15 protein-coding genes and 2 pseudogenes are annotated in these 13,537 nt (G+C 71.8%); 9 read left to right on the top strand and 8 right to left on the bottom strand.

What is annotated here, in order from left to right; genetic code table 11:
• The first annotated feature begins 8 nt into the window (after positions 1-8).
• Complete coding sequence (locus tag ACWCPF_RS10150; protein WP_451044510.1) at positions 9-269, top strand: hypothetical protein; 261 nt, start codon at positions 9-11, stop codon at positions 267-269.
• Between the two features lie 73 nt (positions 270-342).
• Here ACWCPF_RS10150 and ACWCPF_RS10155 read toward each other — a convergent pair whose 3' ends face one another.
• Genes ACWCPF_RS10155 through ACWCPF_RS10165 form a run of 3 tightly spaced genes read right to left on the bottom strand, consistent with a single transcriptional unit; the run spans position 343 to position 1,980 of the window.
• Positions 343-1,116, bottom strand: a complete 774-nt coding sequence (locus tag ACWCPF_RS10155; RefSeq protein WP_451044511.1) for a VOC family protein — start codon at positions 1,114-1,116, stop codon at positions 343-345.
• 34 nt (positions 1,117-1,150) lie between these two features.
• Positions 1,151-1,567: a VOC family protein gene (locus tag ACWCPF_RS10160; RefSeq protein ID WP_451044512.1), complete on the bottom strand. Its 417-nt coding sequence runs from the start codon at positions 1,565-1,567 to the stop codon at positions 1,151-1,153.
• Between the two features lie 11 nt (positions 1,568-1,578).
• Positions 1,579-1,980, bottom strand: coding sequence for a helix-turn-helix domain-containing protein (locus tag ACWCPF_RS10165; protein WP_451044513.1), 402 nt, complete (start codon positions 1,978-1,980; stop codon positions 1,579-1,581).
• Between the two features lie 132 nt (positions 1,981-2,112).
• Here ACWCPF_RS10165 and ACWCPF_RS10170 point away from each other — a divergent pair.
• The 5 genes and pseudogenes from ACWCPF_RS10170 to ACWCPF_RS10190 all read left to right on the top strand — a co-directional run.
• Positions 2,113-2,316 (top strand): annotated as a pseudogene (locus ACWCPF_RS10170) (inorganic phosphate transporter); the annotation flags it as partial.
• Between the two features lie 98 nt (positions 2,317-2,414).
• Entirely contained in the window at positions 2,415-3,329 is a 915-nt protein-coding gene (gene ppk2, locus ACWCPF_RS10175; RefSeq protein ID WP_451044588.1) for a polyphosphate kinase 2, read from the top strand.
• Positions 3,330-3,470: 141 nt separating this feature from the next.
• Positions 3,471-5,270, top strand: coding sequence for an aminotransferase class I/II-fold pyridoxal phosphate-dependent enzyme (locus tag ACWCPF_RS10180; protein ID WP_451044514.1), 1,800 nt, complete (start codon positions 3,471-3,473; stop codon positions 5,268-5,270).
• Positions 5,267-6,070: a phosphatidate cytidylyltransferase gene (locus tag ACWCPF_RS10185; protein WP_451044515.1), complete on the top strand. Its 804-nt coding sequence runs from the start codon at positions 5,267-5,269 to the stop codon at positions 6,068-6,070. Before ACWCPF_RS10180 ends, ACWCPF_RS10185 begins: the two co-directional genes overlap by 4 nt.
• 115 nt (positions 6,071-6,185) lie before the next feature.
• Positions 6,186-6,908 (top strand): SCO4225 family membrane protein, encoded by a 723-nt coding sequence (locus ACWCPF_RS10190; RefSeq protein ID WP_451044516.1) that lies wholly within the window; start codon positions 6,186-6,188, stop codon positions 6,906-6,908.
• 52 nt (positions 6,909-6,960) lie between these two features.
• Here the strand turns inward: ACWCPF_RS10190 and ACWCPF_RS10195 are convergent, their stop codons facing one another.
• On the bottom strand, positions 6,961-8,112 hold the full coding sequence (locus ACWCPF_RS10195) for an FAD-dependent monooxygenase (RefSeq protein ID WP_451044517.1): 1,152 nt from the start codon (positions 8,110-8,112) through the stop codon (positions 6,961-6,963).
• Positions 8,113-8,246: 134 nt separating this feature from the next.
• Here ACWCPF_RS10195 and ACWCPF_RS10200 point away from each other — a divergent pair, with 134 nt between their 5' ends.
• On the top strand, positions 8,247-9,155 hold the full coding sequence (locus ACWCPF_RS10200) for a TetR/AcrR family transcriptional regulator C-terminal domain-containing protein (RefSeq protein ID WP_451044518.1): 909 nt from the start codon (positions 8,247-8,249) through the stop codon (positions 9,153-9,155).
• A gap of 136 nt (positions 9,156-9,291) precedes the next feature.
• Here ACWCPF_RS10200 and sodN read toward each other — a convergent pair whose 3' ends face one another.
• The gene (sodN, locus tag ACWCPF_RS10205; RefSeq protein ID WP_451044519.1) at positions 9,292-9,687 is read right to left on the bottom strand and encodes a superoxide dismutase, Ni; all 396 of its coding nucleotides are present in this window, start codon (positions 9,685-9,687) and stop codon (positions 9,292-9,294) included.
• A 222-nt stretch (positions 9,688-9,909) separates the two neighbouring features.
• On the opposite strand from sodN, the pseudogene ACWCPF_RS10210 reads away from it, so the two are divergent.
• Positions 9,910-10,083 (top strand): annotated as a pseudogene (locus ACWCPF_RS10210) (nickel-type superoxide dismutase maturation protease); the annotation flags it as partial.
• Positions 10,084-10,169: 86 nt separating this feature from the next.
• On the opposite strand, the gene ACWCPF_RS10215 reads toward ACWCPF_RS10210, so the two are convergent.
• Complete coding sequence (locus tag ACWCPF_RS10215) at positions 10,170-10,835, bottom strand: CGNR zinc finger domain-containing protein (protein WP_451044520.1); 666 nt, start codon at positions 10,833-10,835, stop codon at positions 10,170-10,172.
• Positions 10,836-10,935: 100 nt separating this feature from the next.
• Between ACWCPF_RS10215 and ACWCPF_RS10220 the strand changes: the two genes are divergently transcribed.
• On the top strand, positions 10,936-11,706 hold the full coding sequence (locus ACWCPF_RS10220; RefSeq protein ID WP_451044521.1) for a class I SAM-dependent methyltransferase: 771 nt from the start codon (positions 10,936-10,938) through the stop codon (positions 11,704-11,706).
• A gap of 113 nt (positions 11,707-11,819) precedes the next feature.
• Here the strand turns inward: ACWCPF_RS10220 and ACWCPF_RS10225 are convergent, their stop codons facing one another.
• Together ACWCPF_RS10225 and ACWCPF_RS10230 are read right to left on the bottom strand one after the other, a co-directional pair.
• A complete protein-coding gene (locus ACWCPF_RS10225; RefSeq protein WP_451044589.1) occupies positions 11,820-12,572 on the bottom strand; it encodes an amino acid ABC transporter ATP-binding protein in 753 nt (250 codons plus the stop codon).
• Positions 12,573-12,589: 17 nt separating this feature from the next.
• Complete coding sequence (locus ACWCPF_RS10230; RefSeq protein ID WP_451044522.1) at positions 12,590-13,528, bottom strand: amino acid ABC transporter permease; 939 nt, start codon at positions 13,526-13,528, stop codon at positions 12,590-12,592.
• Positions 13,529-13,537 lie beyond the last annotated feature (9 nt).

Genomic DNA, 13,537 nt, shown 5'->3' on the forward strand with positions numbered 1-13,537 from the left:
GTGACGCCATGGGGAGCAGTCGGCGTCGGATGTGGCAGTGGGTCGGCGGGGCGTGGCTGGCGGCCGTGGTCGTCGCGGGCGCTCTGACGCTGTGGCTGCAGGACGCCGCCGCACCCCCGACGCAGTCGCCGCGCGGCGGCACCGCGGCCAACGAGTCCGCGGCGCCGCTGCTGCACATGGACACGGGTGACCACCCGTGTTCGAGCCCGGGCGGGCAGGGGTCCTCGACCGACGACCGGGTCATCTGCGTGTACGCGACAGGCCCATAGCCGTCACTGAGCGCGTCGGGCGAGGTCGGCGGCGGTTCGGCAGTGCCCTGATGGGGCGCTTCCAGCGGAGCGCTCAGGACTGTCGCGGCAGGCCGCCCGTCTCCGCGTCGCGCGCGGTCAGGCAGTACAGGCCGCCGGCCGGGTCGCGCAGCACCGTCCAGTGGGGGTGGCGGGCGACGAGCTCCGCGCCGAGCCGCTCGTGCCGCACCCGCACGGCGTCGACGTCCGGTCCGCAGGCCAGGTCGAGATGGGCGGTGGCCGAACCGCCGCCCTCGCCGTCGAGCCGCTGGAGCAGGATGCGGACCGGAAGCCCGGACGGCGGTTCGATCACGTGGAACTCGGGCCGGGAACCCGGCCGGGCCGACCAGTCGGGCAGCAGGCCGCTCCAGAAGGCGACTTCGGCGTCGTACGCCGACGGCGGGACGTCGAGGCACACCTGGTCCAGACGGCTGCCGGCCACCACGGGCGGCCGCACCGACTCTCCCTGCCACGGCACCACGCAGAACGCCGGCCCGGCGGGGGAGCGCAGCACGGCCCACTCCTCCTGCACGGCGGCCGTCGCCGCCCCCAGCCTCCGCGCGGCCTCGACGAACGCGGGCACGTCCGCCACGGCGAAGTCGAGATGCGCGCCCCCGTCGCCGTCGGCGACCCCCTGGACCTTCACACAGGCGTCGGCGCCCTCCGTCAACAGGGTGACGAACTCCCCGTCGTCGCCCCGGAGGTCGGAGAGCGAGGTGTCCGTGACGGCGGTCCAGAACGCGCAGGCACGCTCGAACAGCGCGGCGGGCCGGTCGACGAAGGCGTACGTCCAGCGAACCGGGGTGGTGACGGGGGCGTGGGCGGTCATGGCGCGATCGTAGGCGGCCGGGCGGCGCCGCCCGTCACGCGTCCTTGCGTTCCATGAACCGCAGCAGGTTTCCAGCCGGATCCCGGAACGCGCAGTCGCGCACCCCGTACGGCTGGTCGGTCGGCTCCTGGAGCACCTCGACGCCGGCCTCCTGCACGCGCGCGTGGAGCGCGTCGCAGTCGGCGGTGGAGAAGATGACCCCGCGCAGCATGCCCTTGGCGAGCAGCCGGGCCAGCGCGTCCTTGTCGGCGGGGGAGGCGTCGGGGTCGGCGCCCGGGGGTTCCAGCACGATGCTGACGTCCGGCTGGAGCGGCGAGCCGAGGGTCACCCACCGCATCCCCTCGAAGCCGACGTCGTTGCGTACCTCGAGCCCGAGGACGTCACGGTAGAAGTACAGGGCCTTGTCGTGGTCGTCGACGGCGATGAAGCACTGGTGCAGTCTCAGGTCCATGGTGTCCAGCCTCAGGGTCGTCGGGGCAGCTTCGGGCGGGTGAACTTCCGGGCGACGCACGGCGGGATCGCCGCGCTCGGCTCGTGCGACCGCGCCCGGTACGCACTCGGAGTCTCGCCGACGAGTTGCGTGAAGCGGGAGCTGAACGAGCCGAGCGAGGTGCAGCCGACCGCGAGGCAGACCTCCGTCACGGTCAGGTCGCCGCGGCGCAGCAGGGCCTTGGCGCGCTCGACCCGGCGGGTCATCAGATAGCCGTAGGGCGTCTCGCCGTAGGCCTCGCGGAAGCTGCGCTGGAAGTGTCCCGAGGACATCAGCGCGGTGCGGGCCAGCGCGGCGACGTCGAGCGGTTCGGCGTACTCACGATCCATGCGGTCACGCGCCTGCCGCAGTCTCACCAGGTCCGCCCGTTCCATCACGCCAGGATCGCACGATCCGCACTCCACGGGCGCGGGGACCTGGAACAGCCTTTGCCTCCAGTTCGCCTCCCGTACGGAAGCGCTTGTTCCCATGAGGCCATGGACCACATCACGTTCCTCGTGGCGGTCGTCATCCTCACCTCCGCCCCCCTCGGCTTCGCCCTGTCCACCACACCGGCGGAGGTGCGGTGGGGCGTCGCGGGACGCATGGTGATCGCATGGCTGGTCACGCTGCCCGCCGCCGCGCTGGTCGGCGGCCTCGCCGCGAGCGCGGTCACGCACGGCGGGAACCTCGGCACCACGGTCGTGGCCCTGGTCGGCGTCACCGTCGCCGTGGTCACCGGCTTCGCCCTCGGCGTCCTGGGCCCGGCCCGGGTGGAGGGGGCGTGCCGCAGTTCCACTGAGATCCGAGACCGGGAGCAAGGATGACCATGCAGCCCCTGCTGTCCGAGTCGACCGACCTGACGGTCGACTACACCGACGCCGACGACCCCGTACTCGTCCGGCCGGACGGAAGTCCGATCGACACCTGGCGGGAGAACTATCCGTACGCGCACCGGATGGAGCGCAAGGAGTACGACTGGCACAAGCGGCTCCAGCAGATCGAGCTGTTGAAGCTGCAGCGCTGGATCAAGGAGACCGGGCGCCGGCTCGTCATCGTCTTCGAGGGGCGGGACGCGGCCGGCAAGGGCGGCACCATCAAGCGCTTCACGGAGCACCTCAACCCGCGCGGCGCACGGGTCGTGGCGCTGGAGAAGCCGACCGAGCGCGAGCGCGGGCAGTGGTACTTCCAGCGCTATGTCCAGCATCTGCCGACGGCGGGCGAGATCGTGCTGTTCGACCGCTCCTGGTACAACCGTGCGGGCGTGGAGCGGGTCATGGGCTTCTGCACGGACGACGAGTACCGGCGCTTCATGCGCCAGGCGCAGATGTTCGAGCGGATGCTCGTGGACGACGGCGTCGACCTGCTGAAGTTCTGGTTCTCCGTCTCGCAGGGCGAACAGCGCACCCGCTTCACGATCCGTCAGGTCGACCCCGTACGACAGTGGAAGCTCAGCCCCATGGACCTGGCCTCCCTCGACCGCTGGGACGACTACACCGCCGCGAAGGTCGCCATGTTCCGGGAGACGGACACCGAGCACGCGCCCTGGACCGTGGTCAAGAGCAACGACAAGAAGCGGGCCCGCGTCGAGGCCATGCGCAGCGTGCTCGCCCGCTTCGACTACGGGGACAAGGACGACGAGGTCGTCGGCACCCCCGACCCGCGCGTGGTGGGCGCGGCGGCCGGCCTGCTGGAGGTCGGCGAGGACGACCCGGCCGACGGAGGCGACGCCACGACCGCCTGAGCATCCCGGTACCCCGGTGCCGGTCGGCCCGCCTGAGTACGCGTACTCAGGCGGGCCGAGTCGCTCGGCCCTGGCCCGGCCGGCCCGTGCTCCGCACGATGGAGTGCTTTCCGTGCCGAGTCGGTCGCTCGAGAGGTGCCCATGGGCCGTGAACTGCAGTTGCGCGTTGCCACTCCGGAGGATTTCGAGTGGATCCACGAACTACGACACCGGGTGTATGCGGCGGAGCTGGGCCAGCATCCGCCGCATCCGGCCGGGCGGCTCCGCGACGCGCTGGACGACGACGGCGGCAACGTCTACCTCGTCGCGGCGCGCGGACCGGCCCGCATCGGCTTCGTCAGCCTGACTCCGCCCTGGTCGGGGCGGTACGCGCTGGACAAGTACCTGACCCGTGACGAACTGCCGCTGCTGACCGACGACGACCCGTTCGAGGTACGCATCCTCACCGTCGAGCCCCGCTGGCGGACCACCGCGGCGGCGCCCCTGCTGATGTACGCGGCGCTGCGCTGGATCGCCTCGCGGGGCGGTCGCCGGGTGGTCGCGATGGGCCGCACCGAACTGCTCGACATGTACCTGGCCGTCGGCCTGCGCCCGGTCGGCCGCACGGTCCACAGCGGCGCGGTCACCTTCGAGGTGCTGACCGGCGAGGTCGTCGAGCTGACGAGGCGCGCGGGGCAGCGGTACGGGGCCCCGCTGGAGCGGCTGCGGTCCACCGTCGACTGGCGGCTCGACATGGCGTTCGCGCCCCGGCCGGACGGCTGTGAGCACGGCGGCGCGTCGTTCACCGCCATCGGCACGGACTTCCGCACCCTGCACCGGCGTGCGGACATCGTCGCCGCCGACGTGCTGGACGCCTGGTTCCCGCCGGCCCCCGGGGTGCGGGCCGCGCTCGCGGAAGACCCGGCCTGGGTCGCCCGGACCTCGCCGCCGTCCGGCGCGGAGGGCCTGCTGGCCGAGATCGGCACGGTCCGGGCGCTGCCTACGGAGAGCCTCTGCGTCGGCGCGGGCTCGTCCGATCTGATCTTCCGGGCGTTCGGCCAGTGGCTGACCCCGCAGAGCCGGGTCCTGCTGACCGACCCGTGCTACGGCGAGTACGCCCATGTCACGGAGCGGGTGATCGGCTGCCGGGTGGACCGGTTCCCGCTGCGCCGCGAGGACGGCTGGCGGATCGACCCCGACCGGCTGTCCGCCGCCGTCGGTTCCGGCCGCTACGACCTCGTCGTGGTCGTCAACCCGAACAACCCGACCGGACGCCACGCGCCGGCCGCGGAGCTGCGCTCGGCGATCGCCGCCGCGCCGGCCGGCACCCGCTGGTGGATCGACGAGGCATACCTGGGATACGTCGGCCCGGCCAAGTCGCTCGCCGAACTCGCCGCGACGGACCCGCGGGTGGTCGTCTGCACCTCGCTGTCCAAGATGTACGCGCTGTCCGGCCTGCGGGCCGCGTACCTGGTGGCCGAGCCGAGCACCGCGGCAGAGCTGCGCCGACGGACACCGCCCTGGCCGGTGAGCCTCCCGGCGCAGCTGGCCGCCGTGGCTGCCCTGCGCGACCCGGGGCACTACCACGACCACTGGCGTCGCACGCATGAGCTGCGCCGCCGACTGGCCACCGCCCTGGCCGGGTTGGACGACAGCCTGGCGGTCGAGGAGTCCGTGGCGAACTTCCTCACCGTGACCCTGCCCCCGGACGGGCCGAGCGCGGCCCGACTGGTGGCCGAGTGCCGCCGCCACGACGTCCACCTGCGCGACCTGTCGCCGCTGTCGCCCCGCTACGAGGGGCGCACGGTGCGGATCGCGGTCAGGGACACCGCGGAGAACGCGCGCATCGTGGCGGCGTGGGGGGCTGCGCGGGACGCGTTGAACACGCTGCGGCCGGGGCCGGGCTCAGGGTCGGTGGTGCGTGCCGGGACGCAGGCCGTCGTCTCCGCCGCCGCTCGATGATCACTGTGGCATCGCTGGCGCCCTACCTGGGTGGGGCGCTGGCGCTCGGCGGCGTTGCGGTGGCGGTGTCCCGCCGTCGTGAGCTGATGGTCCGATGGTGTGCTTGGGCGGTCGGAGTGCCGCTGGTGACCGGTGCGTTCTGGTGGGGCCGGCCCGGGGCGGCGGCTGTCGCGATCGTCGTCGGGGTCATCGCGGTGCTGGAGTTCGGCGGGCTGCTGCGGCTGGGCCGGGCCGACCGGCTGGTGCTGGCCGCGGCGGTGGCCGGCGTGGTGCTGACGGCCTGGCTGGCGCCCGGAGAGGTGTTCCGGGCGGTCGGGGTCGGGGCGCTCGCGGTGGCCGCGGTGCCGCTGCTGGCCGGCGACGCCGACCACGGGCTGCGCCGACTCGGCGCCGGTCTGCTCGGGCTGGCCTGGCTCGGCGTGCTGGCCGCGCTGGTGCCGCTCGGGGCGAGCGCGCTGGCGTTGTTCGCGGCGGTCTCGATCGCCGACATCGCGGCGTACTTCGCCGGTCGAAGGCTCGGCGGGCCGCACCTGTCGCCGCTGTCCCCGGCCAAGCGGTGGAGCGGGACGCTGGCCGGCGCCGCGGCGGGCCTGGCCACGCTCGCCGTGCTGTCCGCGCTGAGCTGGCCCGCGGCCGTCGCGGTGGCGGTCGGCGGCCCGGCCGGGGACCTGCTCGAATCCATGGTCAAACGAGGTGCGCAGGCCAAGGACGCCGGGCGCTGGCTGCCGGGCTCGGGCGGCCTGCTGGACAGGATCGACTCGCTGCTCGTCGCTCTGGCCGTCGTGCTGGTCCTGAACTGAGCACGCTTCCTGAAACTCCCATGCGGAGATGAGTAGGTGTACCCATCTGCGTGCGAGGCCGCTGGTTCACCGTGGACCTCACGAACCGGACCGACCCGAACTCGAAGGAACCCAGATGCAGTCGCAGAACGCCTCCCGTCCGCGCCGCGTGCCGAGCAGCCTGCCGCGCCGGCTCTTCGCACTCGCCACGGAGAGCCGGCTCGCCCGGGGCTATCTGGCGGCCTTCGCCGCCTCCGTCCTGGTCATGTTCCTCTTCCCGGACAGCGGCTTCGCCGTCAGCTCCATGGTGCTCACGGCGCCCCTTTCCTTCCTGGGCGTGGTGCTTCCCTTCGGCCCCGGCACCGAGGGCGGCGGGGCGGCCGAGGTGTCGGCCGTCGTCCTGTGGGCGGTCTGGCTCGGCCTGTGCGCCCTCGTGAACGCCGCCGTGCTCGGCGCCCTCGCCGGGGGCTCCACGACGGCCGCCTCGCCCCGCACGCCGACCCCGGCGCGCTCGCCGCGCACCGGCCGGCAGCGCACTCGGGAGCTCCTGACGCCCGCCGTGGACAACTGGCTCTCGCGCGGCTACCTCGCGGTGGTCGCGGCGGCGCTGGGCTTCTTCCTGGTCGCCGTCTACGCGCTGCCGGACCCGGGATTCGCCGGCATCTGGCCGCTGATGTCCACGGCGCCGTTCAGCTTCCTCACCTTCCTGGTGGAGGTGCCCGCGGACGACTCCGCGCTCGCCTGGCTCAACCCGCTGACCTTCTCCGCCGGCGTGGCCCTGAGCGGCCTGTTCAACGCGGTGCTGCTCGGCCACCTCGCCCGCCGACTGCGGGTGCGGGAAGCACGTCCGGCCGCCTGAGCGGATGGAGCGGCGCGCGAAGGCCAGGCCTCCCTGGTCTTCCGGTACTGGGTCAGCGCGCGGTGTAGTCGGGGAGACGGACCGCTTCCGTGCGGATGTCCTCCGGGGCGTCGGCGGCGAGCAGGTCCAGCACCTCCTGAGTGGGGGCAGGCAGGAAGAACCGCTCCGCTCCCTCGCGCCCCACGGCCTGGTGCTCGGCGACGAAGGGCCGCATCGCGCTCTCGTAAGCGGGGAACGCCGTCGTGTGGTCGCCGTGGGCCTGTGCCAGCTCGCCGGCCAGCAGGTACGCGCCGATAAGCGCCTGTGACGTGCCGCGTCCCGAGGTGGGGGCCGCGCAGTAACCGGCGTCCCCGAGCAGCGCGATCCGCCCGTTGATCCAGGTGTCCATCAGGACCTGGGCGTTGGCGTCGAACCAGAAGTCCTCGGCGCTCCGCATCTCCGTCAGCAGCCGTGGGATCTCCCAGCCCTCACCAGCGAACCGTTCGGCGACGATGCGCTGTTGTCCGCCGATGTCGTGGCGGTCGTACTCCAGCTCCTCGGCGGCGAAGTGCAGGGCGGCGCGGGCTCGGCCGGCGGAGTCCTCGGCGAACATGTTGGCCGCTTTGCCGGGGGAGACGTAAAGCTGCCCGGTGTGGTGCAGCCCCAGGTGGTTCGGCAGGCTGAAGATCGCGGTGTGGATGCCCAGGGAGCGTACGAAGCGCTCCTCGGGGCCGAAGGCCAGCGCCCGGGTCCGCGAGTGCAGCCCGTCGGCGCCGATCAGCAGGTCGAACCGGCGGGGCGGCCCGCTCTCGAAGGTGACGTCCACTCCGTCGACGTCCTGTTCCACCTCGGCGATGGAGTCGGCGAAGAGGTACTCCGTCCACCCCTGGGCAGCGGCGTGCAGCAGCCGGGTCAGGTCTCCCTTCGGAACCTCCAGGTCGCCGGCGAAGACCGCGGCCGGCAGGGTCGCGTACCGCCTGCCGTCGGCGTCCACCATCGCCGCGTCGCCCATCTCGGTGTCCAGCGCCCGGACCCGCTCCAGCAGGTCCATCCGCTCCAGCACGTCGAGGGCCTCACCGCGGAAGTCGACGGCGTAGCCGCCGTGGCGGACGTGCGGGGCGCGCTCGACCACCGTGGGGCGGAAGCCGTGGTGCTCCAGCCAGTGGGCGAGCGTCAGGCCGGCGACACCGGCGCCGGAGATCAGAACCGTCTTGTTCGTCGTCATGAGTACAACGTACGAGCCGCCGACACGGTCTTGAAGTGCTGTTCTGCTGTAAGTGTTCTAGTGCGGTGAAGGTGGGGTGTACTAGTGCACCGCGTTAAGGTGCGCGAACGAGCCGGATCAGAAGGAGGCCCTCCGTGACTCAGCCGCCGTACGCACGGATCGCGGGAGAACTGCGTCACCGGATCGAGACGGGGGAACTCGCTCCCGGCGACCGTGTGCCGTCCACCCGGGCGATCACCCAGCGGTGGGGAGTCGCCATGGCCACCGCCACCAAAGCGCTGGCGGCACTGCGGAACGAGGGCCTGGTGCGGGCTGTCCCAGGAGTCGGGACCGTGGTCGCCGACACCGCGCCGCCGGCGCGCCCGGCCGGGTCGTCCGCCGACGATCCGGCCGTCCGGACCCGTATCGTCCGCGCGGCCGTCGCACTCGCCGACGCCGAGGGAACAGCCGGGCTGACGATGCGTCGCATCGCCGCGGAGCTCGGCATACCGACCATGTCGCTCTACCGCCACGTCGCGAACAAGGAGCAGTTGATCGCGCTGATGGTGGACGCGGCCTTCGCGCGCGAACCGCTGCCCGCGCACGGGCCGGAGGGCTGGCGGGCCCGGCTGGAGCTGTCCGCGGCCGTCCAGTGGAACCTGTACCGGGCCCATCCGTGGCTGGCCGCGGCCCTCAACCTCAGCCGCCCCCTGCTCGCCCCGCACGGCATGCGGCACATCGAATGGGCCCTGGCGGCACTGGACGGCCTCGGACTGGATGCAGGCACCCGCATGCACGCGGCCGTCACCCTGTTCGGATATGTCAGAGGCCAGGCGATCGACACCGAACCCGAAGCGCGCGCTGCCCGGACCAGCGGGATCACCGGGGAGCAGTGGATGGACGCCCAGCACGACCGTATGACGGCCCTGCTGGCCCAGGGACGGCTGCCGCATTTCGCGTCGGTCGCCCCCGAGGCCGACCTCTCGCCTACCTCGCTCTACGAGTTCGGCCTGACCACCCTGCTGGACGGCCTCGCAGCCCGCATGCTGCGCTGCCGCCGCTGATGCCGACTCGGGCCGACAAGACCGCACCCGGGCCCGCTGGACGCCGAGATCGGCGACCTGTGGGCCCGGGTGCGGTCTGGTGGAACAGGTGGAACGGGTGAAGCAGGCGGAGCCGGTGGAGCAGGTGATCGAGAGATCAGGCCTTCTTGGTCTCCCAGAAGATCCTGTCGATCTCGGCGATGAGCTCCAGGGCCTTCTCGCCGGTCTTCGGGTCCGTCGAGGCCTTGGCGGCCGACAGGGCCTTCAGGGTTTCGTTGACCAGAACGTGGAGCTCCGGGTACTTCTCGAAGTGCGGAGGCTTGAAGTAGTCGCTCCAGAGGACCGACACGTGGTGCTTGGCGAGCTCGGCGCGCTGCTCCTTGATGACAACGGCGCGGGCCTGGAAGTGCGGGTCGTCGTTGGCGGCCATCTTCTCCTGCACGGCCTTCACCGACTCCGCCTCGATGCGGGCCTGGGCCGGGTCGTACACACCGCAGGGCAGGTCGCAGTGTGCGCTGACCTTGACCTTGGGGGCAAACAGGCGGGAAAGCATGGAGCATTCCTTCCTCGTGATCGTCTTCTCAGGTGGGACATTACTCCCTGAGGGACGGCTTTTCGCGAGTGCCCCCTAGGGCTTAGGGCAAAAGTCCGGGGTCAGACTGAGACTGGTGGAGGAACGACCGGGGAGGTGCCGGCGATGCCGGAGCTGTCGCAGGAGACCGAGCGCGCGAGGGCGTCCGCGCTCTTCGGACTGGCCGAGGTGACCGGCCCGTCCATGGTGCCGACGCTGTACCACGGCGACCAGCTGGTGGTGCAGTACGGCGCGCGGGTGCGGCCGGGGGATGTGATCGTGCTGCGGCATCCGTTCCAGCAGGACCTGCTGGTCGTCAAGCGGGCCGTGGAGCGGCGGGACGGCGGGTGGTGGGTGCGGGGGGACAACGCGTACGCCGGCGGCGACAGCACCGACTACGGGGTCGTGCCCGACGAGCTGGTCCTGGGCAGGGTGCGGCTGCGCTTCCGTCCGCGGAAGCCGGCTCAGCGCTCGCCGCTGGCCTTGGTGCGCTGGGCGCTGTCGGCGGCCAGGCCGGTGCCGAGGGTCCGGTCGGGCCGCTCCGGCCGCTCCGCTCGGTCCGTCCGGTCCGCCTCCAGGCGTTTGCGGGCGCGGTAGGCGGCCACGTTGGCGCGGGTCGCGCAGCGGTCGGAGCAGTAGCGCCGGGAGCGGTTCGTGGACGTGTCCAGGTAGGCGTTGCGGCACGGGGGCGCCTCGCACAGGCCCAGGCGGTCCACGCCGTACTCGGTGAGGTGGAACGCCAGGCCCATGGCGGCGATCGCCGCGTAGCCCGCCGTCGCGTTCGACGGATGGTCGGCCAGGTGCATGTGCCACAGCGGGCGGCCGTCGTCGTCGCGGAAGTCGTGGCCGGAGATCTGCGGGCTCACCGGGAACTCCAGGAGCAGGGAGTTCAGCAGGTCGACGGCGAGGGTCTCGTCGCCGTCGTCGGCCGCCTCGAACACCGCGCGCAGTCGGGCCCGGACCGAGCGGAACCGGGTGACGTCCGCGTCGGTGGCCCGACGGCCCGCCGACTGGTTCACGCCGAACAGGGCGCGCACGGCCTCGACCGAGGTCAGCGCGTCCTTGCCCCGGGCCGGCTCCTCGCTGTTCACGAGGCGCACGGCGTAGTCCGAGTAATAGGCCAATTCCACTTGTAGTCCTTACGGGGGCGCTCTAGTGTCGGGGTGCGGGCGGAGTAACGGCCGTTCGTACTTCCAGGGTATTACGGGACATACGCGGTGGAGGGTTCCGATGACGGACGCGCAGACGACCACGACCGATACCGACTGGGCTGCCTGGCAGCAGAGCTGGGACCGCCAGCAGGAGTGGTACATGCCGGACCGCGAAGAGCGCTTCCGGGTCATGATCGACATGGTGGAGGCCGTCGTCGGGCCGCAGCCGCGGGTGCTCGACCTCGCCTGCGGGACCGGGACCATCACCGCCCGGCTGCTCGCCCGCCTCCCCGGCGCCACCAGCACCGGCGTCGACCTCGATCCGGCGCTCCTTGCCATCGCCGAGGGCACCTTCGCGGGCGACGACCGGGTCGCCTTCGTCACCGCCGACCTCAAGGACCCGGACTGGGCCTCGGCGCTGCCGTACGACGCGTACGACGCCGTCCTGACCGCGACGGCCTTGCACTGGCTGCACAGCGAACCCCTCGCTGCCCTCTACGGATCGGTCGCGGGACTCGTCCGCGACGGCGGTGTCTTCATGAACGCGGACCACATGATCGATGACACGACGCCCAGGATCAACGCGGCGGAGCGGGCGCTGCGGCACGCCCGTATGGATCAGGCCAAGGCCGACGGGGCGCTGGACTGGGCGCAGTGGTGGGAGCTGGCAGGCGAGGATCCCGTCCTCGCCGGGCCCACCGCCCGCCGGTTCGAGATCTACGGCGAGCACGCGGACGGGGACACGCTCTCCGCCCAGTGGCATGCGCGGGAGCTGCTCGCGGCGGGGTTCGGCGAGGCTCGCACGGTGTGGGCGTCGCCGTCGGACGCGTTGGTCATCGCGCTGAAGTGAGCCGCGGGGCGCGGCCGACCGGGACAGCGGCGGGGAAGGCGGACGGGAAGGCGCAGGGGCGGTGCGGAGACTTCGAGTCTCCGTACCGCCCCTGCCTCCTTCGTCCGCCGTCGCTACAGCACCTTGGACAGGAACGCCTGCGTCCGCTCGTGCTGCGGGTTGGTCAGGACCTCGCGCGGGTTGCCGGACTCGACGACGACGCCGCCGTCCATGAAGACCAGGCTGTCGCCGACCTCGCGGGCGAAGCCCATCTCGTGGGTGACGACGACCATCGTCATCCCGGACTCGGCGAGGTCGCGCATGACGTCGAGGACGTCGCCGACCAGCTCCGGGTCGAGGGCCGAGGTCGGCTCGTCGAACAGCATCAGCTTCGGGTCCATGGCCAGCGCCCGGGCGATGGCCACGCGCTGCTGCTGGCCGCCGGAGAGCTGCGAGGGGTAGGTCCCGGCCTTGTCGGCGAGGCCGACGCGGTCCAGGAGCTCCTTCGCGCGCTCCCGCGCCTGGGCCTTGCCGACGCCCTTGACCTGGACCGGGGCCTCGATGACGTTGTCCAGCGCCGTCATGTGCGGGAACAGGTTGAACCGCTGGAACACCATGCCGATGTCCCGGCGCTTGCGTGCGACCTCGCTGTCCTTGAGCTCGTACAGCTTGTCGCCCTTCTGGCGGTAGCCGACCAGCTCCCCGTCGACGTACAGGCGGCCGGCGTTGATCTTCTCCAGGTGGTTGATGCACCTCAGGAAGGTCGACTTGCCGGAGCCGGAGGGGCCGATGAGGCAGAAGACCTCACCGTTCTTGACCTCCAGGTCGATGCCCTTGAGGACCTCGACCGGGCCGAAGGACTTGTGGACGCCCTCGGCCTTCACCATCGCGTGCGAGGGCTGAGTCATGCCGAGACTCCCTTCGGGCGGCGCGTCGGCAGGACGAGGGCCCTGAGGCGCTGGAGCGGCGTCGGCGGCAGGCTTCGGCTCGAGCCGCGGGCGTAGTACCGCTCGACGTAGTACTGGCCGACGCTCAGGATCGAGGTCATGATCAGGTACCAGGCGGCGGCGAGGAAGTACATCTCCACCGTGGAGCCCGCGTTCTGACCGATGTCCTGCGCTTCCTTGAAGAGGTCCGCGAACTGCACCGCCGAGACGAGCGAGGTCGTCTTCAGCATGTTGATGACCTCGTTGCCCGTCGGCGGCACGATCACGCGCATCGCCTGCGGGATGACGATCCGGCGGAGCGTCTTGGTGTGGCTCATGCCCAGGGCGTGCGAGGCCTCGGTCTGCCCCTCGTCGACCGAGAGCAGACCGGCACGGCAGATCTCGGCCATGTACGCGGCCTCGTTCAGGCCCAGGCCCAGCAGCGCCGTCAGCAGCGGCGTCATGAAGGACGACCAGTAGTCCTTGTAGATCGGGCCCAGGTTGATGTACTCGAAGACCAGGCCCAGGTTGAACCAGACGAAGAGCTGGACCAGGACCGGGGTGCCGCGGAAGAACCAGATGTAGAACCACGCGATCGACGAGGTCACGGGGTTCTTCGACAGGCGCATCACCGCGAGCAGGATGCCGCCGGCGATGCCGATCACCATGGAGAGCACGGTGAGCAGCAGGGTGTTCCAGACGCCGTGCAGGATCCGGTCGTCGAAGAAGTAGTCGGGGATCGCGCCCCAGTTGATGTTGCCCTGCGCGAAGGCATAGACGACCGAGCCCAGCAGGCCGAGCGCGACGATCGCCGAGACGTACCGCCCGGGGTGCCGGACCGGGATGGCCTTGATGGCCTCCGGCCCGGCGGGGGGCGTCGCGTCGGGACCGTCCGTCTTGTTGACGTCAACAGTCACGGGTGGAGC

Source organism: Streptomyces sp. NPDC001858 (genome assembly GCF_053594615.1).